Annotated in this window: 18 protein-coding genes; 16 read left to right on the top strand and 2 right to left on the bottom strand. The window is 49.9% G+C overall.

All coding sequences use genetic code 11. The features are described from left to right. Genes AC2JF6_RS01530 through AC2JF6_RS01510 form a run of 5 tightly spaced genes read left to right on the top strand, consistent with a single transcriptional unit; the run spans window position 1 to window position 4,961 of the window. Window positions 1–750 carry a Stp1/IreP family PP2C-type Ser/Thr phosphatase gene (locus tag AC2JF6_RS01530; protein ID WP_500728992.1) on the top strand — a complete coding sequence of 250 codons (750 nt, stop codon included), beginning with the start codon at window positions 1–3 and terminating at the stop codon, window positions 748–750. Further along, window positions 747–2,729, top strand: a complete 1,983-nt coding sequence (pknB, locus tag AC2JF6_RS01525; RefSeq protein ID WP_500728991.1) for a Stk1 family PASTA domain-containing Ser/Thr kinase — start codon at window positions 747–749, stop codon at window positions 2,727–2,729. Before AC2JF6_RS01530 ends, pknB begins: the two co-directional genes overlap by 4 nt. After that, window positions 2,726–3,619 carry a ribosome small subunit-dependent GTPase A gene (gene rsgA / locus AC2JF6_RS01520; protein ID WP_500728990.1) on the top strand — a complete coding sequence of 298 codons (894 nt, stop codon included), beginning with the start codon at window positions 2,726–2,728 and terminating at the stop codon, window positions 3,617–3,619. Before pknB ends, rsgA begins: the two co-directional genes overlap by 4 nt. 8 nt (window positions 3,620–3,627) lie before the next feature. Beyond that, window positions 3,628–4,278: a ribulose-phosphate 3-epimerase gene (gene rpe, locus AC2JF6_RS01515; RefSeq protein ID WP_500728989.1), complete on the top strand. Its 651-nt coding sequence runs from the start codon at window positions 3,628–3,630 to the stop codon at window positions 4,276–4,278. After that, the gene (locus AC2JF6_RS01510; RefSeq protein ID WP_500728988.1) at window positions 4,275–4,961 is read left to right on the top strand and encodes a thiamine diphosphokinase; all 687 of its coding nucleotides are present in this window, start codon (window positions 4,275–4,277) and stop codon (window positions 4,959–4,961) included. The genes rpe and AC2JF6_RS01510 overlap by 4 nt, the downstream gene beginning before the upstream one ends. Before the next feature lie 99 nt (window positions 4,962–5,060). On the opposite strand, the gene AC2JF6_RS01505 is transcribed toward AC2JF6_RS01510, so the two are convergent. Both AC2JF6_RS01505 and rpmB read right to left on the bottom strand, forming a co-directional pair. Further along, window positions 5,061–6,278 (bottom strand): CPBP family intramembrane glutamic endopeptidase, encoded by a 1,218-nt coding sequence (locus AC2JF6_RS01505; RefSeq protein WP_500728987.1) that lies wholly within the window; start codon window positions 6,276–6,278, stop codon window positions 5,061–5,063. A 170-nt stretch (window positions 6,279–6,448) separates the two neighbouring features. Next, on the bottom strand, window positions 6,449–6,634 hold the full coding sequence (rpmB, locus tag AC2JF6_RS01500; RefSeq protein ID WP_046307139.1) for a 50S ribosomal protein L28: 186 nt from the start codon (window positions 6,632–6,634) through the stop codon (window positions 6,449–6,451). Between the two features lie 163 nt (window positions 6,635–6,797). Between rpmB and AC2JF6_RS01495 the strand changes: the two genes are divergently transcribed. From AC2JF6_RS01495 to AC2JF6_RS01445, 11 genes are all read left to right on the top strand, one after another. Further along, entirely contained in the window at window positions 6,798–7,160 is a 363-nt protein-coding gene (locus AC2JF6_RS01495) for an Asp23/Gls24 family envelope stress response protein (protein ID WP_500728986.1), read from the top strand. 20 nt (window positions 7,161–7,180) lie between these two features. Beyond that, window positions 7,181–8,839: a DAK2 domain-containing protein gene (locus AC2JF6_RS01490; protein ID WP_500728985.1), complete on the top strand. Its 1,659-nt coding sequence runs from the start codon at window positions 7,181–7,183 to the stop codon at window positions 8,837–8,839. A 2-nt stretch (window positions 8,840–8,841) separates the two neighbouring features. Further along, entirely contained in the window at window positions 8,842–10,878 is a 2,037-nt protein-coding gene (gene recG, locus AC2JF6_RS01485; RefSeq protein WP_500728984.1) for an ATP-dependent DNA helicase RecG, read from the top strand. 18 nt (window positions 10,879–10,896) lie between these two features. Next, the gene (gene plsX, locus AC2JF6_RS01480) at window positions 10,897–11,895 is read left to right on the top strand and encodes a phosphate acyltransferase PlsX (protein ID WP_500728983.1); all 999 of its coding nucleotides are present in this window, start codon (window positions 10,897–10,899) and stop codon (window positions 11,893–11,895) included. A gap of 32 nt (window positions 11,896–11,927) precedes the next feature. Further along, complete coding sequence (gene acpP, locus AC2JF6_RS01475; protein WP_500728982.1) at window positions 11,928–12,170, top strand: acyl carrier protein; 243 nt, start codon at window positions 11,928–11,930, stop codon at window positions 12,168–12,170. 120 nt (window positions 12,171–12,290) lie between these two features. Next, on the top strand, window positions 12,291–13,301 hold the full coding sequence (locus tag AC2JF6_RS01470) for an ABC transporter ATP-binding protein (protein ID WP_500728981.1): 1,011 nt from the start codon (window positions 12,291–12,293) through the stop codon (window positions 13,299–13,301). 5 nt (window positions 13,302–13,306) lie between these two features. Next, window positions 13,307–14,284 (top strand): ATP-binding cassette domain-containing protein, encoded by a 978-nt coding sequence (locus tag AC2JF6_RS01465; RefSeq protein WP_500728980.1) that lies wholly within the window; start codon window positions 13,307–13,309, stop codon window positions 14,282–14,284. A 2-nt stretch (window positions 14,285–14,286) separates the two neighbouring features. Beyond that, window positions 14,287–15,246 (top strand): oligopeptide ABC transporter permease, encoded by a 960-nt coding sequence (gene opp4B, locus AC2JF6_RS01460; RefSeq protein ID WP_500728979.1) that lies wholly within the window; start codon window positions 14,287–14,289, stop codon window positions 15,244–15,246. Between the two features lie 13 nt (window positions 15,247–15,259). Further along, window positions 15,260–16,180, top strand: coding sequence for an ABC transporter permease (locus AC2JF6_RS01455; RefSeq protein WP_500728978.1), 921 nt, complete (start codon window positions 15,260–15,262; stop codon window positions 16,178–16,180). Between the two features lie 227 nt (window positions 16,181–16,407). Then, entirely contained in the window at window positions 16,408–18,177 is a 1,770-nt protein-coding gene (locus tag AC2JF6_RS01450; RefSeq protein WP_500728976.1) for an oligopeptide ABC transporter substrate-binding protein, read from the top strand. Window positions 18,178–18,367: 190 nt separating this feature from the next. Continuing rightward, window positions 18,368–20,140, top strand: a complete 1,773-nt coding sequence (locus AC2JF6_RS01445) for an oligopeptide ABC transporter substrate-binding protein (RefSeq protein ID WP_500728975.1) — start codon at window positions 18,368–18,370, stop codon at window positions 20,138–20,140. The last annotated feature ends 58 nt before the right edge of the window (window positions 20,141–20,198 follow it).

Genomic DNA, 20,198 nt, shown 5'->3' with positions numbered 1-20,198 from the left:
TTGATAAAAACAGCATTTGCTTCAAGCATTGGACGAATACGAAAGAGCAACCAGGATTTTGTCCAGGTTTTTGAAAACAAGAATGGCGCAACGATGGCGATTGTATGTGATGGCATGGGTGGTCATCAGGGCGGCGACGTTGCTTCGGCAATGGCCGTCAACCACCTGGGTCATAGTTTCAGCACAACCGACTTTTTCGACTGTGCGCGTGCCCACAAGTGGCTCGACGTGCAGCTCAACACCGAGAATGAGACGATTTTGAAAACTGCTGACCGTTTTCCCGACCTTAACGGAATGGGGACAACGATCGTATTAGCCATCGTGTTTGAAGACCAGGCACTCATTGCCCACCTGGGTGACTCGCGGGCTTACGGTTACACGGACGGCAAGTTTATTCAGCTAGTGGAAGACCACTCACTGGTTAATGAACTGGTTAAAATGGGCCAGATCACCAAGCAGCAGGCCCAGAACCACCCGCAAAAAAACATCATTACCCAGTCGTTGGGCGTTTCCAGCACGATTAATCCGGAATTTCGCCAAATAGCTCTCAATGATAATGATATTATTTTGCTGTGTACGGATGGTTTGACCAATTCGCTCAGTGATCCGCAGATTCAGCAGATACTGGCCACCAAGGACCTGTCGCTCAAGGAGCGCTGCCACAAGCTGATCAACGAGGCCAACCGTCTGGGTGGCGGCGACAATATCACTGTTTGCCTTGTTCTGAATGAAGGTGGTGAAAAGCAGTGATCACTAAGGGCTATCTACTAGGCGACCGCTACCGCATCATTGATACGCTGGGCGAGGGCGGCATGTCTAACGTGTACCTAGCCGATGATATTATCCTGGCGCGCAAGGTTGCCGTCAAAATCCTGCGCCTCGACCTGCAGAAGGAGCCGCAGACGCTTGCGCGCTTTCAGCGTGAGGCCCTGGCGACTAGCGAGTTAAGCCACCCCAATATTGTCATGGTGCTCGATGTTGACAATGATCACGGCGTGCCTTACATGGTCATGGAGTACGTTGACGGTCCCGACTTGAAGGACTACATCAGGCAGAATGCACCGCTCGCTTTGCACAGGGTGATTCGCATCATGGACCAGATCCTGAGTGCAATGACCCTGGCGCACAAGCACAACGTGATTCACCGCGACCTTAAGCCGCAGAACATCTTGATGGACAAGCACGGCAACATTAAAATTGCCGATTTTGGCATCGCCGTTGCGCTGAACCAAAATTCAATCACGCAGACCAATTCGGCGCTCGGTTCGGTTCACTACATGTCCCCCGAGCAGACCCGGGGCGGACTCGTTACCAAGCAGTCTGATATTTACTCTTTAGGGATAATCCTCTACGAGCTCATCACCGGCTCCGTGCCGTTCAACGGTGACTCCGCGGTTGCAATCGCGCTCAAGCACGCCCAGGAACCGATTCCGTCGATCAGGGAAAAGGATGCGGAGGTCCCCCAGGCGCTGGAAAATGTTGTGTTAAGGGCGACCGCTAAGAATCCGCGCAACCGCTATGAATCAACCAGCGACATGCAGGCGGATTTGGATACCAGCCTTAACCCGGAGCGTGCAAATGAACCCGCCTTTATGGCTAGCGGCGACTTGAATGATGATGAAACAATTATTCTGCCTAACTTCAAGTCTAGCCCTGAAGCTAAAAGCGGTGCAGGTCAGACCGATGCAGAAGACTGGCCAGAGGATAAAGGCAAGCAAACCCAAAGGTCAGCTTTTGCGTACAGTCTGCGCAAGTACAAGTGGTGGTGGCTTTTTGTCGGCCTGGCTGCGCTGGTTGTGGTCGGCCTGATGTTTTTAGTGCTTTCCAATCGTGGTAACGGGGACGTAAGGATTCCCGACGTGACGAATCTGAGCGAACGAAGTGCCCGTGAAAAGCTAGAGACCATGGGACTCAAGGTGGGCCGCATCAAGCACAAAAGTTCCGCCAGCATTGATTCCGGCAGGGTGATTGAAACTTCGCCGCCGGCAGGGGAGCACATTAAGCGGGGCCGCTACATCGACCTCTACGTTTCGGATGGCTCCGGCATGGTCCAGGTGCCCGACGTGACGGGCGCCGATTACCGCTCGGCGGTTGAAAAGTTGGAAAAGATGGGTTTTGACGTTATTAGGGAAAACCAGTTTGCGGATGATGTTCCCCCCGACCACGTTATCGCCCAAAGCATTGCAGCCGGCGTAGAAGTTAAGCCCAACCAAACCACAATCACTTTGACCGTGTCCAAGGGCCGCGACGACCACGTTAAGCGCAACCTCATCAAACTGCCTAACTTCAAGGATTATTCGCTTAGAGAGGTCAAAAGGTACGTCAAAAAGCACGATTTGGCGCTGCAAGTCAATACAACTTACTCCGATACGGTTAAGAAGAACATGATTGTTTCGATGAGTCCCGCGGCTGGAACCAAGGTGCCTAGTGGCAGCACGATTACGGTCAGCGTCTCGGAAGGTCCTAAGAAGGAAAATGACACGACCGCCATTAAGACCTTCACCGTGACCTATGAAAATAATGATGATGAAGACGATGATGACAAGCGGGGCAACCACGTGCAGATTTACGTCGCAGACGACAACCATTCGCGGGCGGACGTTTACCGCGACCTCTACATCAAGCGGGATACCAGTTTTTCGGTTCCGTTTGAACTCAAGAACGGGCCCGGGTCTCTGCGCGTGGTCCGTGACGGACAGACCATTTTAAATGAAAGGGTGAACAAATGACTAGGCAAGCAGAAGGAATTGTCGTGGGCCTGATTGCCGGCTTCTACGACGTGCAGACAAGTCAAGGTGTCGTGCGTACAAGGGCACGCGGTGTTTTTCGCAAGAATAACCTGAAGCCCACGGTGGGCGACCGTGTCAGAATCCAGGTGGATGAGCAGGGAACCAGCTACCTGGTCGAGGTCCTGGACCGCACCAACCTGATTGGTCGGCCGGCCCTGGCCAACGTTGCGCACGTTTTGCTGGTCATGTCGGCGGTTGAACCGGACTTTTCCCTGCAGCTGCTGGACCGCTACCTGACCTTCTTCTCCTGGAAGGGGGTCGACGTCAGCATCTACCTGTCCAAGAGCGATCTGGCCGGTTCGGGTGCCCTGGCCAAAATCAGGGCGGACCTAGACTACTACGCCGAAATCGGCTACCCCATTTTTGATGATTGGGAGAGGCTTGAGGAAAAACTGCCGCAGGCAATCGGTCCGGAACAGATCTGGACGCTTGCGGGCCAGTCCGGTGCCGGCAAGTCGACCCTGATCAACCACCTCAAGAAGGACTTGAAACAGGAAACGGCGGCGATTTCGACCAGCCTGAACCGCGGCAAGCACACGACCAGAACGGTCCAGCTTTTTCCCCTGGGTCAGGGTTTCTTGGCCGACACGCCGGGCTTTTCGGCAATTGACCTGTCACCGGTCAAGGTCAATGAGTTGTGCAGCTACTTTTGCGAATTCAAACGTGCCAGCAGCCGCTGCAAGTTTCGCACGTGCCAGCACCTGCAGGAGCCGCAGTGTGCGGTCAAAAAACTGGTTGAGGAAGGCCAGATTAAAAAGAGCCGCTACGACGACTACCTGCTGATGCGGTCGGAGATAACGAATAGCAAGCTGCCAGAATACTTGAAGTGAGGAAAAATATGTTAATTGCACCATCGATTTTAAATATTGATAACTTGAATTTGGCTAAGGATATTAAGGCGGCCGCCGAGGCGGGAATTTCCCGCTTCCACATTGACATCATGGACGGGCACTTCGTGCCCAACTTGTCGTTTGGACCGCAGCTCGTGAGTGACTTCAAGCGTGCCTTTCCAGACCTTGAGGCTGAGGTCCACCTGATGAGCAACAACCCGGATGTTTTCGTTCCCGCCTTTGTCAAGGCCGGGGCCGACCTCGTCCTGCTGCACTACGAGGCGATGGACGAAGATGCTTTGGACAAGTGGCTGGACTACCTGAAGGACCACGGGGTTAAGGCGGGCCTGGTGCTCAACCCCGATACGCCGGTAGATGTCTTAGATCATTTTGCGGCCAGGCTTGACCAGGTTCTGCTCATGACGGTTTATCCCGGCTTTGGCGGGCAGAAGTTCATTCCCGAATCTGGTAAAAAAATAGTGCAGACGGTAAGTCTGCTGGGGGACCGGGTGCCCGTTGAAGTTGACGGCGGCATCAACAAAGAGACGGCCAAGATTGCTAAAGAGGCCGGGGCCAGCATTTTTGTGGCCGGCTCCTACCTGTTCTGCCAAAAGAGCGTGCGCGCTCAGGTTGAGGAACTGCAGGGGATCTTGCAATGAGGGCAGTTGCGCTGCTAGGCGGGCCCAAGGCGCAGTGGGCCGCTAACCTGAAAGAAGATTTGAAAACCAGCCGGGCTGAGGGCGACCTGATAATCGGCGTTGACCGGGGCAGCCAGCTGCTGGTGGAAATGGGCGTGACGCCAGACCTGGCTGTGGGCGACTTCGATTCGCTCAATCCGCAGGAACTGGCCAAGATTGAGCAAAAGGTCGTGGATATCCGCTATTCGGTTCCGGAAAAAGACTACACGGATGCCGAGCTTGCGGTCAATTATGCCCTTGTGGACTACCGGGCCGACAGCCTGGTAGTGGTTGGCGCAACGGGCGGGCGGCTCGATCATTTTCTGACCAACCTGTTAATGGTGGCCAAGCCGGAATTTAACGACTATGCCGAGAGCATCAAAATTGTTGACCGTCAGAACCTGATCAGTTTTTATAATCCGGGCAGGCACGTTGTAAAGCGGGAGCCGGGCTACGCCTACTTTGGCGTGGCCCCCTTAACGGCCGTTTGCGACTTAAACATTGCGCGCGCCAAGTACAACCTGGCCCACTATGACAGCAGCTTCCCCCTGTCCCTCAGTTCCAATGAGTTTTTGCCCGGGCGGCTCGACTTTGAATTGTCGTTTGCACAGGGCGTGGTGGCGGTAATTCAGTCCAAAGACATTGACCGCTACCAGAACATTTAGTTAGTATTAAAGATGGAATCCTGCTTGATAGCAGGTTTTTTCTTTGCAGCAAAAAAGACCAGCCAGGGATATTCCCTAACTGGTCTTGATGAATGACGACTACAGGGTGGCCAAATTACCTTCAATCACTCTGCGTCTGTGCTTGCCAGAAATAATGATCAGGGCAATGATGGCACAGATTGCCACACTGATAAGGGTCACCTGCCATTCGTATGCGGTGGGCTGCGTCACGCTTTTTATTGGGCTGCCAGATACAGAAATTCCCCCCTGCAGCATAAATAAGGTAAAATCGTACAAGCCGTGGTAAGTCATCGTTAGAAGCAGCGAATGCGTGTAGAGGTAGACGGCGGCAATAAGCAGTGCCCAGCCACCCACTTCGACCATTTGTTGCAGCGTGGATGCCAGGGTCTGGTGTGAAACGTTGGCAAGGTGCCACGAACCGAAGATGAGACCGTCTGTCAAAACGATTAGGTAGACACGGTACTTGTTGCCCTGAAAGACCTGGGCAAGAAGGGCAATGACAATAAGGCGCATCAGCCATTCCTCGGCGATGCCGGCTTCTAGTGCAGTGAATACTACCCCCAAGTTGATCAGCCCCAGGTAGTAATCTAAGACGGCATCCAGGCTGTATGCACCAAGTATAGTTGGCAAAATGATGTAGACAAGATGTGCAACTAGCAGCAATATTATTAAGCTGCTAGACCAAAGAGAAGCCTGCCGGCTAATAGTAAAATGGGGCTTGGCAACTTTCCATTCAGGCATAATAATTAGCGTAATAATGACCAGAACCGGAATACCGGCAAGGCCGGAATTATTCATCTGCATGAGTATTTTGGCATAATGCGAAGAGCCGACAACCATACTTGGCGTCCACATTAGCGAATTATAAACGACCCCTGCAAAAAGCAGGATCCTGCCCCAGTTGTTGCGCACGCGCCCCAGCGCCAGCTTGGCCATTGGAATATACATGACAAAGGAATAAAGGGTGACCAGAATTATCCAGATGGTCATATTAACCAAGTGATAATGATTTAGCGTCTGCGTCAGGAAAAACAAACTCTCCGGCATGGTGTAGCAAAGCGCGACCGTTTCGAAGTAGTGGTTAAATAACTGCCAGCGCTTGGGGGATTCTTTTTCGGGCACTAGCAGGGAAAATTCCAGAAGGCTTAGCAAAAGGCAAAGCAAGACGTCAAACATCTGTGTCTGCTCGAACAGTCCGCCCCGGGTAAGACCGAGTAAACCGCAAACCAGCAGGATAATGAGCTGCCCGCTGGTCTGCACTAGGTGAAATTTTTTGATTGTTTGTTCTGTAAGCATTGCGCCTGCACCTCACTCTTGCTAACTTAACGTATGAAATTAATTATATTTTAATCGGCAGCTGTGTGCAACATTATATTAGCAAAAACAAGATGTAAACAAAGTGTGCGCTAACATTTGACGGTAAACAAAAAACCAGCGAAGTAAATCGCTGGTCTCTTAATCATTTGTTAGGCGCGGGTAACTTTGCCAGACTTCAGGGTCTTGGTTGAAACCCATACGCGCTTTGGTTTACCATCAACAAGAATACGAACTTTTTGAAGGTTTGGCTTCCAGGTCCGCCGTGATGAATTCAGTGAGTGCGAACGTGTGTTACCAAAAGTGGTCTTTTTACCAGTGATATAATCTTTTGCCATTTGCTAAACCTCCTTTATTGTGTTTTCATACTTAACTAAGATAGCATATCTTTTTGGTCATTGCAACAACAAAAGTATTTTTGAACGGGAATGTTGTATTTATGCTTGCTTACTATGATAAAATAGAGTCATAATATTGAGAACATTGATACGGAGGAGAAACATGGCTGTTAAAATCAAAACAAAAGATGGTTTGATTGATATTTCAAACGGTGTGGTCGCAATTGTCGTTGGCTGCGCAGCTACATCTAATTATGGTGTTGTAGGCATGGCATCCAAGAACGCCATTCGCGATGGCTTTGACGGCATTCTGAACCGGGCAAACTATAAGCGGGGCGTTGTCGTTAAGTCGGAGGACAATAAGATCACGGTTGACGTTTACATTATCGTGGGCTACGGCTTAAAGATATCCGAGGTGAGCCGCAACGTTCAGGGGAGCGTGAAGTTCAACTTAAAGAACCAGCTTGGAATTGATACAAAAGCTGTTAATGTCATCGTTCAAAGTGTTAAAGTGCTTGACGAATAAATCAAGCGGAGGTTAATAATTTGGTTTTAAAGGAAATAGATAGTAAAAAATTTAGGGATATGGTTCGCGTAGCAGCGCACCGGCTTGGGCGCAACGCCGAATTTATCAACTCTTTGAACGTTTTCCCCGTTCCAGATGGCGATACCGGTACCAACATGAACCTGACGATCGAGAGCGGCGTCAAGGCGGTTGCCGCAGATACCAGCACCAGCGTTGGCGATTTGACCAAGAGCTTCGCCAAGGGGATGCTGATGGGGGCCCGCGGTAACAGCGGGGTCATCTCATCGCAACTGTTCCGGGGCGTGTACAAGGCCACGGTGGGGATGAAGACCCTGAATGCCCAGGAGTTTGCGAGTGCCTTCTCCAACGGTGTGGCAACCGCGTACAAGGCCGTGATGAAGCCCGTAGAGGGAACCATCCTCACGGTTGCCCGCGTTGCCGCCCAGGAGGGTGCGAACAAGGCGAGCGCAACCGATGACGTTGAAGAGGTAATGAGGGCAATCGTCGAAGGGGCCAAGAAGGCCTTGAAGACAACACCGGACCTGCTTCCCGTCTTAAAGCAAGTGGGTGTGGTCGATTCCGGCGGTCAGGGCCTGCTCTTCATCTACGAGGGCTTTTTGGAAGGCCTGCTGGGCGAAAAGTTTGCCGACCAGTACCAGCCGGATGAAGGCGAGATGGATGAGATGATCAACGCCATGCACCACCAGTCCGTCCAGTCCCAGCTTGCAACGCAGGACATCGCCAACGGCTACTGCACGGAGATTATGGTTGATTTGACTGCCAATGTTCCCGATAAAAAACCGTTTAACCTTGAAGAATTTCGTGCACACTTGTCCAAGTTAGGCGATTCGCTGCTGGCTGTTTCTGACGACGAGGTTGCCAAGGTACACGTGCACACGGAGTATCCGGGGCAGATTTTTGAATACGGCAGCCAGTTTGGTCAGTTAGGGAAGATTAAAATCGACAACATGCGTATCCAACACGAGACGATTGTCAATAACAGTGCGGAGGACCAGGAAAGCGTCGACTTTGCCGTAATTGCCGTGGCTTCGGGCAACGGCATCCGCAGCTTGTTCGAAAGCGAAGGCGTAAACCGGATAATTTCCGGCGGTCAGACAATGAACCCGTCAACGCAGGACATCATCGATGCCATTAAGAAGTCGGGCGCCAAGCAGGCGATCGTGCTGCCGAACAACGGCAACATCATCATGGCGGCCAAGCAGGCGGCCGAGGTCAGCGACATTCCGGTGGGCATTGTTCCGACCAAGACAATTTCACAGGGATTGTCTGCGATGCTGTCGTTTGATGCCGATGCTACGGTGGACGAGAACGTAAGCAGCATGACCGCAGCGCTTGAAGCGGTGGTTTCGGGTGAAGTGACTCAGGCCAACCGCGATACGACGATCAACGGGATTGATATCCACCAGAATGACTACCTCGGCATTATCGACGGCGACATCAAGATTACGGGTCTGGACGCGGTGAGCGCAACCGTGAAGATGATTGAAAAGATGCTGGATGAGGATTCCGAGATAATTACCATTATGTTTGGGCGCGATGCAAACAAAAACGAGGCGCAGCAAGTTGTTGCCGCCTTGAAAGAAAAGCACGATGACCTCGAGTTTGAAGTTCATGACGGCGGCCAGCCGGTCTACAACTTCCTGGTTTCCGTTGAATAGCAATGGACGCAAGTAAGGTGTTTGCACCCGTGACGGACTTGAAGGGCGTGGGGACAAAAACCGCAGCTGCCCTTGGCAGCCTAGGAATTTACAGTATTTATGATTTGCTGTTTTACTTTCCCTTCCGTTACGACGAACTCCAGACGATTCCCCTTGACCAGATCATGGATGGTCAAAAAACAATGCTGAAGGGCGTCGTTGCTACTGAGGCTTTCATTAGTCGTTTCGGCTACAAGAAGAGCCGGCTCAGTTTTAAAATGCGAATTGACCATGATGTTGTCATGGTCAATTTTTTTAACCAACCCTGGCTTAAGGACCGAATCGAGGTGGGCGACGAGGTGGCGGTCTACGGCAAGTTCAACGCCGCAAGGCAGAGCCTGTCCGGCTTTAAGTTTGTTGCCGCCAAGGAAAACGACAGCGGGATGGCGCCAATCTACTCGGTCAACCGGCACATCCGGCAAAAAAAGCTGGTTGAACTGATTGACCTTGCACTGGCGGACTTTTTGCCTGAAGTTGCTGATATAGTGCCGGACGAGGTGCGCAAGAAGTACCGCCTGCTGCCCGAACAGGAAATCATCAAAAAGATGCACCACCCCAAAAATGGCCGGGAAGCGGAACTGGCCAAGAGGAGCGCAATCTTTCGTGAATTCTTTATTTTTCAGGTGGAATTGGCCCTGTTGGGCAGCCGCAACGCCAAGAACAAGGGCTTTGCCAAGAAGTACAACCTAAAAGAGGTGGGGGCACTGACCAAGTCCCTGCCCTTTGAACTGTCCGCCGACCAGAAACAGGTAATCAACGAAATTTTTGCCGATATGCACTCGGAAAGGCAAATGCAGCGTCTGCTCCAGGGGGATGTCGGTTCGGGCAAGACAATCGTTGCGGTCTACGCCATTTACGCCGCCATTACGGCTGGCTTTCAGGCTGCGTTGATGGTCCCCACCGAAATACTGGCTACACAGCACTTTAGAAAAATTGACGAGCTGCTCAGGCCCCTGGGCGTGCGCAGCGCCCTTTTAACGGGGACGACCAAGACGCTTGAGCGCCGGGAAATATACCGGGAACTGACCGATGGCACGATCAACGCGGTGATCGGCACGCACGCTCTGATCCAGTCCAAGGTGATTTTTGAGAATTTGGGCCTGGTAATAATTGACGAGCAGCACCGCTTCGGCGTGGGGCAGCGGCAGGCGCTGATCAACAAGGGCAACCTGCCCGACGTGCTGGCGATGACCGCCACGCCTATCCCGCGGACGCTGGCACTGACCGTCTACGGCGACATGACGATTTCCGAAATTCGCCACCTGCCGGCCGGGCGCAAGAAAATCATTTCCGCGTGGAAGACCAGCAGCCAGATGGACGAGGTTTACCGGCTAATGCACAAGCAGCTGGATGCGGGCTTTCAAGTCTACGCGGTCACGCCCCTGATTACGGAATCTGAAGCGCTTGACTTAAAAAACGCGGAGGAACTCTTTATCAAATTGAGCCACGACTTTCCTGACCAAAAGGTGGTTCTGCTTCACGGTCAGATGCCGGGCGCCAAAAAAGACGAGATCATGGCTGCCTTTGCGGACGGTCAAATCAATATTCTGGTTGCAACGAGCGTGATCGAGGTCGGGGTCGATGTGGCAAACGCCAACATGATGGTCATCTACAACGCGGACCGCTTCGGCATCAGTCAGCTGCACCAGCTGCGCGGCCGTATCGGTCGGGGCAAAACACAGAGCTACTGCGTTTTCGTCGCTGATCCTAAGACGGAAGCGGGCAAGGCGCGGATGCAGGTGGTGGCCTCAACGACCAGCGGCTTCAAGCTGGCGGAGGAGGACCTGCGGATGCGCGGCGAGGGCGATATCTTTGGACGCGCCCAGTCGGGCCTGCCCGAATTTCAGGTTGGCAACGTAGTCAACAACTACGAAACGCTGGTGGTTGCCCAACAGGTGGCCCGTGCGTTGATCGGAAAAGATCCCGAATTGCAAGATCCGCCCCATAAAAACCTGCAACAAGTGCTAGAATATAAACAATTACAACAAAAGCGAACTTAGGAAAGATTGTGGTAACAAATGAGAACAATTGCAGTTGATGCGATGGGTGGCGAACATGCTCCAGAAGCGATCGTCCAAGCCGTTTTACGTGCGAAGGCCGAACTAACAGAAACGAAGTTCATCCTGTTTGGGGACGAGGCCAAAATAAGCGAGTTGGTAGGCGCTGACGGCGACCGCATAGAGGTCGTTGCAACTACCGAGATTATCAAGGATGAGGACGAACCGGTCAAGGCAATCCGCACCAAGAAGGATTCATCACTTGTTGCTGCCGCCCGCTGCGTTAAGCAGGGCAAGGCGGATGCGCTTCTGTCTTTGGGCAATACGGGGGCAATTTTGGCCTGCGGCATTTTTGTCATTGGCAGGATCAAGGGCATTGAACGGCCGGGGCTGATGCCGACCTTGCCGGTTAAAAGTTCAAGCGCGGGCTTCAACATGATTGACGTTGGCGCAAACGCGAAGAGCAAGCCAGAATACCTGCTCAATTGGGCCACAATGGCGTCGTACTATGCCGAACGGGTCCGGGGCGTCAAAAGTCCGCGCGTTGCCCTGCTCAACAACGGGGCTGAGAGCGACAAGGGCGACGACGTTCACCAACAGGCTTACCAGCTGCTTTTGGCCAGCAAGCTGAACTTTATCGGCAACATTGAGGGCAACGAGCTGCTTGACGGCCGGGCCGACGTCGTCGTGACCGATGGCTTTACCGGCAATGCGGTGCTTAAGAATATCGAGGGCACGGCCAGCGTGCTGATACACCTGCTGAAGGATGGGTTGCTAAACAACGGACTTGTGGTTAAGGTGGGCGCCTTGCTGACTAAAAAGGCGCTGAAAAACCTGATGGCGAAGTTTGACGTCGACAGGTACGGCGGCGCCGTCCTGCTCGGCGTTGACGCCCCTGTGGTCAAGACGCACGGGCGCTCCGATGCGCGTGCGATCTACTACACAATCAAGCAGGTTGATAAGATCATGCAGGAAAAGATTATTGATGAGTTTCGGGCTGAATTTGGGCACGCTGAGTAATTAGGTGTATAACCTATATAAGGAGAAAAATCATGACTAAAGAAGAAATTTTTACAAAAATCCAGGCCATCCTGGCGGAGAACCTTGAAGTCGACCGGGATAAGATTACTAATGCCACCAACTTTACCAAGGATTTGGACGCTGATTCCATAGATCTGGTTGAATTTATCATGCAGCTAGAGGATGAATTTGGCGCCGAGATTGCTGATGAGGACGCCGAAAAAATTAAAACGGTGGGTGATGCGGTGAATTATATTGCGGATCACCAAAAATAATTTCTAAATAATCGATTTGTGATTTGCATATAGTCGGTTTGATGTTTATAATTAGAAATTAAATAAATTTATTAAATATCTTTAATAAATTCGTTGAAAATTTGAGAGGGGAAATGACCTTTGGAAAGACAAAGTGATCTCTTGCTAGATATCCAGCATTTGCACACTGCATACCGTTTGCAAGGAAAATTTTACGATGCTGCGGATGATATTAACATAACGCTCAAGCGTGATGAGATTTTATCAGTTGTGGGGGAATCTGGCTGTGGCAAGAGTACAATTGCTGCAAGTATTATTGGGTTGTATGACCACAAGAATACGAAAGTAACCGGGGATATTCTGTATAATGAATTGAACCTTGTAGGTTTAAACGAAACCCTGTTTGATAAAATCCGCGGGAATAAGATTGGGATGATTTTCCAGGATCCCTTGGCCAGCCTTAACCCACTGATGCGGGTGGGTGACCAAGTGGCAGAAACGCTTTACTACCATACCGATATGAATGAAAAGCAGCGTCATGCCCGTGTGATTGAATTGTTCAACCAGGTGGGGATGCCTAAGCCCGAAGAAACTTTTGCAATGTATCCCTTTGAGCTTTCTGGTGGATTACGGCAACGGATTGTAATTGCGATGGCGATTGCCTGCAAGCCGGAGATTATTATTGCTGACGAACCGACCACCGCGCTTGACGTGACGATTCAGGCTCAGATTCTGGACCTGCTCGAAGATATTCAACGGCAGTCACACTCAGGAATCATTTTAATCACTCACGACTTGGGCGTTGTGGCCGAGACAGCTGATCAGGTGGCGGTGATGTATGCAGGTCAAATTGTGGAAAAAGCCGACGTTAAGACGATCTTTGAACATCCGTTACATCCTTATACTCGTTCATTGCTTAATTCGATGCCACAAACCGAAGATGAAGAAGATGACTTGCACGTGATCCAAGGGACAGTGCCGTCACTGCAAAACATGCCGCGTGAAGGCGATCGTTTTGCCGACCGCATTCCCTGGATTCCGGCCAGTGCACACGAAGAGAATCCGACAATGCATGAAGTTGAACCTGGCCACTGGGTCAGATGTACCTGTTGGAAGACGTTCCACTTCCAGGATGAAGCGAGTGGGGAGTAAGTTTTATGGCTAAAGAAATTATTCAAGTTAAAAATTTAAAAGTCCACTATCCGATTAGGTCTGGTTTTTGGAACAGAATTACCGACTACGTTCGTGCCGTTGACGATGTCAGTCTCACTATTAACGAGGGTGAGACCTATGGCTTAATTGGTGAATCTGGTTCCGGTAAGTCCACTACCGGTAAGGCAATTGTGGGCGTTGAACCGGTCACCAGTGGACAAATTATTTATAAGGGCGTGGATATTACCAAGTCCGCCAACCGGCGCAAGCTTAACTACAATAAGGACGTGCAGATGATTTTTCAGGACTCCATGTCCAGCTTGAATCCGCGCAAAAGAATTGAAGACATCATTGCCGAGCCGATTCGCAACTTTGAAAAGTTAACGACCGACCAAGAGCGTGATCGGGTACAGGAATTGCTTGATATTGTGGGGATGCCGAGCGATTCGATCTATAAGTATCCGCACGAGTTCTCGGGCGGCCAGCGGCAAAGAATTGGTGTTGCGCGTGCGGTTGCGACCAACCCGCGGCTGATTGTTGCCGATGAGCCAACGAGTGCCCTTGACCTTTCGGTCCAAGCCCAGGTTTTGAACTTCATGAAGCATATTCAGCAGCAGTACAACATTGCTTACCTGTTTATTTCGCACGATTTGGGTGTGGTTAAGCATATGTCTGAGAATCTGGCGATTATGCACCGCGGCCGGCTAGTGGAAATCGGTAGTCGGGAAGATATTTACAAGCATCCAATGCATATCTACACGAAGCGTTTGCTTTCGGCTATTCCAATGGTTGATGTGGAACACAGAGAGGAACACAAGCAGCACCGTGAGGAAGTTGAACAAGAATTTCAGAATGATCAGAGCAAGTGGTATGACAAGGATGGCCGTGTCTTCCCGCTGCAGCAGGTATCCGGCAACCACCTGGTTGCCCTCCCTGCAGATGAGGTCAGACAAGAAACATTGAATGAAAAGGGGAGCGACTAATAATGTGGAAAACAGTCTTAAGACGTATATTAATCATGATCCCACAGTTGATTATTTTGAGTATCTTGGTCTTCTTCTTGGCTAAAATGATGCCCGGTGACCCGTTCACGGGGCAGATCAACCCGAACACGGATCCTAAGCAGTTAGAGGCACTGAAGCGTGCCGCTGGACTTTATGATCCGGCACCGGTGCAGTATGCGCGCTGGGTGGGCAACCTCTTTAAGGGCGATTTGGGGACCAGCTACATTCAGCACGTTCCCGTTACCTCGCTGATTGCCGACCGTGCGGTCAACACCTTCTGGCTGTCGCTTTTGACAACCATCATCAGTTACTCAATTTCTATTCCGATGGGTGTTGCTGCCGGACGTCACCAGGACGAGTGGCAGGACCAGTCTGTGCAGATTTTTAACTACATTACCTTTGCAGTTCCACCGTTTGTCTTCTATATCTTAGGGATTTGGCTCTTCGGCTTTACCCTGGGCTGGTTCCCGATTTCTGGTTCGGTTTCACCTAATGCTTCGGGTTTCTTCGGAACGCTAGGTAGTCAGATTTACCACATCATTTTACCGGCCTGCCTGGTTGCTCTGGTCACTACGACCAATATCGTCCAGTACCTCAGAACGGGGATCGTTGACAACAAGGTGGAAGACTACGTGCGGACGGCCCACAGTAAGGGCGTTCCTGAAAACGTCGTCTTCAGAAAGCACATCCTGCGCAACTCGCTTTTGCCGATTGCTTCATCAATTGGTACGGTTATTACCGGTCTTTTGAGTGGTTCGATGATTATCGAGTCCGTCTTCAGTTACCCCGGCATGGGCAAGCTGTTTCTGGATTCGATTGCTCAACGTGACTACACGACCCTGACGGCGCTGATTTTAATCTTTGGTATTTTGACTCTTCTGGGCAACCTGCTGTCCGATATTATCATGAGTATTATTGACCCGCGGATCCGGATTAAATAGGGAGGAGAAAGAAATGTCTGAAAAGAAAGAAAATACTTTGAAAAAAGATACTAAGAAGCGTAAAATTTCCTCTCCGACGTCAGGTTTCAAGGTGGTTGTGCACGAGATTGTCAAAGACAAGATTGCCCTGACGGCCTTCATTGTTATTATCCTGGTCTTGCTATTTACGTTTGGTGGTTCCTTATTCCTCAATTCGGATAAGGTTGCAGAGACTAATATTATCGAATCTTATACCAGCTGGGCCACAAATGGCCACTTGCTGGGTACCGATGACGGGGGGCGTGACATCCTTAATCTCTTGATAATGGGTGGTCGCAACTCTATCCTAATCGGTCTGGGCGTGACCGCTGTCTGTGAGACGGTCGGCTTGCTCATTGGTCTGGTTTCAGGCTATTACGGCGGCTGGGTTGATGCAGTCATCATGAGAATCGTCGACTTTGTCCAGGTGCTGCCGACATTTCCAATTGAAATTGTCTTAGTAACAGTTGTTCCTAAATTTAGTCCAATAACATTAGTGTGGATTATTTCGCTTTTTGGCTGGACCTCGACGGCAAGGCTGATGAGGGCCTTCGTTCTCTCGCAGCGGGGCCGCGACTACGTGTTGGCCTCCAAGACGTCTGGTTCATCTGACATCAAGATCATGTTTCGGGAGGTTCTGCCTAACATTACCTCCATGTTGATTATCGACGTGGTTCTGACGGTTGCCGGCAACATTGGTATCGAAACGACTCTGTCCTTTATCGGCTACGGCTTGCCATCTGATGTACCATCGCTTGGTACCCTAATTGGGTTTGCCAACGACCCGGTGAATGTTGTCAGTCGGCCGTGGCTGTGGCTGCCTGCGACAATCTTGCTGTTGGCGATTTCTCTTAGCATTAACTACGTTGGTCGGGCCCTGCAGCGTGCGGGTGACGCTCGGCAGCGTGAAAACTAGCAAGGAAAAATATAATAATTAAGGGAGTGCTTTACAATAGACAGGCAACAGTCTGACTATTGTGAACGCTTTTTTATGTCGAAATATTAAAATGGAGTTTGCTTGTTGATTCATAAAGAAGTGATAGGCGTCTAGAGGTTGAACTATTAATTATCTATGCTAGTATTTAGTTGTTAGCTTGTTTTAAAAACTTTTTCTATTCCAATATAAGAAGGAGTTATGTGTAAATGAAAAAAACAAAATTACTTGGTACATTAGGAATTGTGAGTGCAGCTGCGCTTGCCCTAGCTGCTTGTGGCAAGAGCGATAACAACAATGCCGATGATGCCAAGACGGCCAGCAAGTTTCCAAGTGAAATGCCGAAGAAGGATATCAAAAAGGGGGGCACGCTTAAAGTGGCCCTGGAGACAGAGTCCCCATTCACGGGCATCTTCTCAGATGAATTAAATTCAACGGCCTTTGATAGTGATGTTGCTTCCCCGGGTGAGGAATCATTGTTTGATACGGATGATAACTACCGGATCAACGATAAGGGGCCAGCTACCCTGAAGCTTGACCGCAAGAACAATACTGTCACAATTACGATGAAAAAGGGCGTCAAGTGGTCAGACGGCAAGCAGGTAACCGCCAAGGACATGGAATACTCCTACGAAATCATGGCCAACAAGGCAACCAAGTCGCAAAGGTACGATTCCAAGTTTGAACTTATCAAGGGGATGAAGGACTACCACGAGGGCAAGGCTGATACTATTTCTGGTATCGAAATGCCAGAAGGCGAGAATGGCCGTACCATGGTACTGCACTACACGGAGTTAAAGCCGGGCATGTACAATTCGGGCAACGGATATTTCTGGGAAAGTGCTGCCCCTTACCACTACCTTAAGGATGTGCCCTTTAACAAGCTGGAATCTTCGGACAAGATTAGAAAGAACCCGCTTTACTTTGGCCCGTTCAAGCTTTCTAAATTGGTGCGGGGCCAGTCTGCTACGTGGACGCCTAACAAGTACTACTGGCGGGGCCAGCCAAAGCTCGACAAGATTGTCTACCAGGTTGTTTCACAAAACTCGGCTTCCCAGGCAATCAAGAGCCACAAGTTCGATGTAGCTGAAGTAGTTAATTCCCAGTGGACTGAAGTGAAGAACACCAAGGACGTAAAATTTGTTGCACAAATACCGCTATCATACAGCTACATGGGGTTCAAGGTCGGCAAGTGGGATGCCAAAAGGGGCAAGAACGTGATGGATTCGAAGTCCAAGATGAATAACAAGGCACTGCGGCAGGCCATTGGCTACGCAATGAACGTATCTGATGTTGACAAGCACTACACGCACGGGTTATCCTTCCAGGTGCCAACCCTCATTCCGGCTCAGTTTGGCGACTACTTTGACAAAGATACCAAGGGCTTCAGCTACAATTTGAAGAAGGCCAACCAGATTTTGGACAAGGCTGGCTACAAGAAGAAGGGCAAGTGGCGCGTGCAGCCTAACGGCAAACCGCTCAAGATCAAGTTTATGGCCATGGCTGGCAATTCTACCCAGGAGCCGACTATGCAGAACTACCTGCAGCAGTGGCACAAGATTGGGTTGAATGTTAGTCTTGCGGGTGGCCGTTTGACCGAGTTCAATTCATTCTACGACAAGCTTCGAAATGATGATCCGTCTGTTGACATGTTCATGGCAGCTATCAGTTTGGCAAGTGAACCCTCCCCGGCTACGATGTACGCGGAGAATGCATCATGGAACTACGCCCGTTTTGCAACGCCGGAGAATACCAAACTGATTAACGAATTAGACTCGCAAAAATCTTTCGACCACAAGTACCGGGTACAGAAGTTCCACGAGTGGCAGCAGTACATGTTTGATCAAGCCTACGTTATTCCGGTTAATAATTCCTACAAGGTTGTAGCGGTTAACGACAAGCTGACGGGTTATTCAATGAAGCCGTCACAAAATAACAACGGCCACCAATTATGGTACCAAGTTGGCTATGCTAAATAAGTATTTTTCAATAAGACAGTTAAGCCTCGAGATTTTCTCGGGGTTTTTATGTGAGCGTATATTTAATTATATAGAATTGCATTAGATTAAAATGAACAATGCTATTGAATATTTAATTAATTATGCTAATATTAAATTATTAACTTGTTTTGAAAACATTGCCAATCCTAATAATGAAGGAGTTATGTATATGAAGAAAGCAAAATTATTTAGTTCGTTAGGGGTCGTTAGTGCAGCAGCACTTGCCCTTGTTGCCTGTGGCAAGAGCAGCAACAATGATAATGCTGACGATGCTAAGACGGCCAGCAAGTTTCCAGCCGCAGTGCCGGCCAAGGAAACGAAGCAGGGTGGCACGTTAAAGTTGGCCCTGCTTGCCAACTCACCTTTTACCGGTATCTTTTCTAATGAGCTGTCTACCGTTACGACTGATTCAGAAGTAGCATCACCGGGTAATGAAGCGTTGTTTGATACGGATGATGACTACCGGATTAACGATAAGGGTCCGGCTACGATGAAGATTGACCACAAGAACAAGACGGTGACAATCACGGTTAAGAAGGGTGTCAAGTGGTCCGACGGTAAGCAGGTGACTGCCAAGGACGTTGAGTATCCCTACGAAATTATTGCAAACAAATCGTCAAAGTCACAGCGCTATAATTCCCAACTTGAAAAAATCAAGGGCTTGAAGGAATACCACGACGGCAAATCAAAGACGATTTCCGGAATTGAAATGCCGGATGGCCCATCAGGTCGGACAGTGATTCTGCATTACTCAGAACTAAAGCCGGGCATGACTAACTCAGGCAATGATTACTTCTGGGAATCAGCTGCGCCGTATCATTACTTGAAGGATGTGCCGTTCAGCAAGTTGATGTCTTCTGATAAAATCAGAAAGAAGCCGCTCTACTTTGGACCGTTCGTCTTAACCAAGTTAGTGCGTGGGCAAGCCGCTACGTGGACGCCCAACAAGTACTACTGGCGCGGTAAGCCAAAATTGGACAAGATTGTTTACCAAGTTGTTTCGTCACAATCAGCTTCTCAGGCCATTAAGAGCCACAAGTTTGACATTACTCAGGTAATCAACTCCCAGTGGAATCAAGTTAAGGACACTAAAGGAGTCAATTTTGTAGCTGATATTCCATTGGGCTATTGGTATATTGGCTTTCATCTCGGCAAGTGGGATGCCAAACAGGGCAAGAACGTGATGGATCACAAGTCGAAGATGAACAACAAGGCATTGCGTCAAGCTATCGGCTATGCGATGAACGTTGACGACGTTTTGAAGCACTACACTCATGGCATGTCATTTAGAGTTCCAACTTTAATTCCAGCCCAATTTGGCGATTACTTCAACAAGGACATTAAGGGCTATACGTATAACCTGAAGAAGGCCAACGAAATTCTAGACAAGGCCGGCTACAAGAAGAAGGGCAAGTGGCGTGTTCAGCCCAACGGCAAGCCACTGAGCATTAAGTTCATGGCCATGTCCGGTGGCGTTACGCAGGAACCGATTATCCAGAACTATATTCAACAGTGGCACAAGATTGGTCTGAATGTTACCCTTACCGGTGGACGCCTGACCGAAGGCAACTCCTTCTACGATAAGATTCATAACGATGATCCGTCATATGACATGTTTGAAGCAGGCTGGTCGCTTTCATCTGAGCCATCACCAATGGGTCTCTATAATGAACATACAGAGTTCAATTATGATCGCTTTGTGACACCCGAGAACAATAAACTGCTTGAGGAGATGGATTCACAGAAGGCCTTCAACCACAAGTACAGGGTGGAGAAATTCCACGAATGGCAGAAGTACATGTTTGACCAGGCGTTTGTCATTCCCGAACAGAACAGTTACAGTGTCAAAGCAGTTAATAAGAAGATTTCTGGTTACTCTTTGAAGCCGTCTGAAAGCACTAATGGTTACCCGCTGTGGTACAAGGTTGGTTTTGTTAAGTAAATAGTCAATACTAGTTAATAAAGATCTTGGGCTTTGTCTCAGGATCTTTAATTGTGGC

The sequence above is a fragment of the Lactobacillus sp. XV13L genome, assembly GCF_059900875.1.
This window is presented reverse-complemented; position numbering and strand designations above follow the sequence as displayed.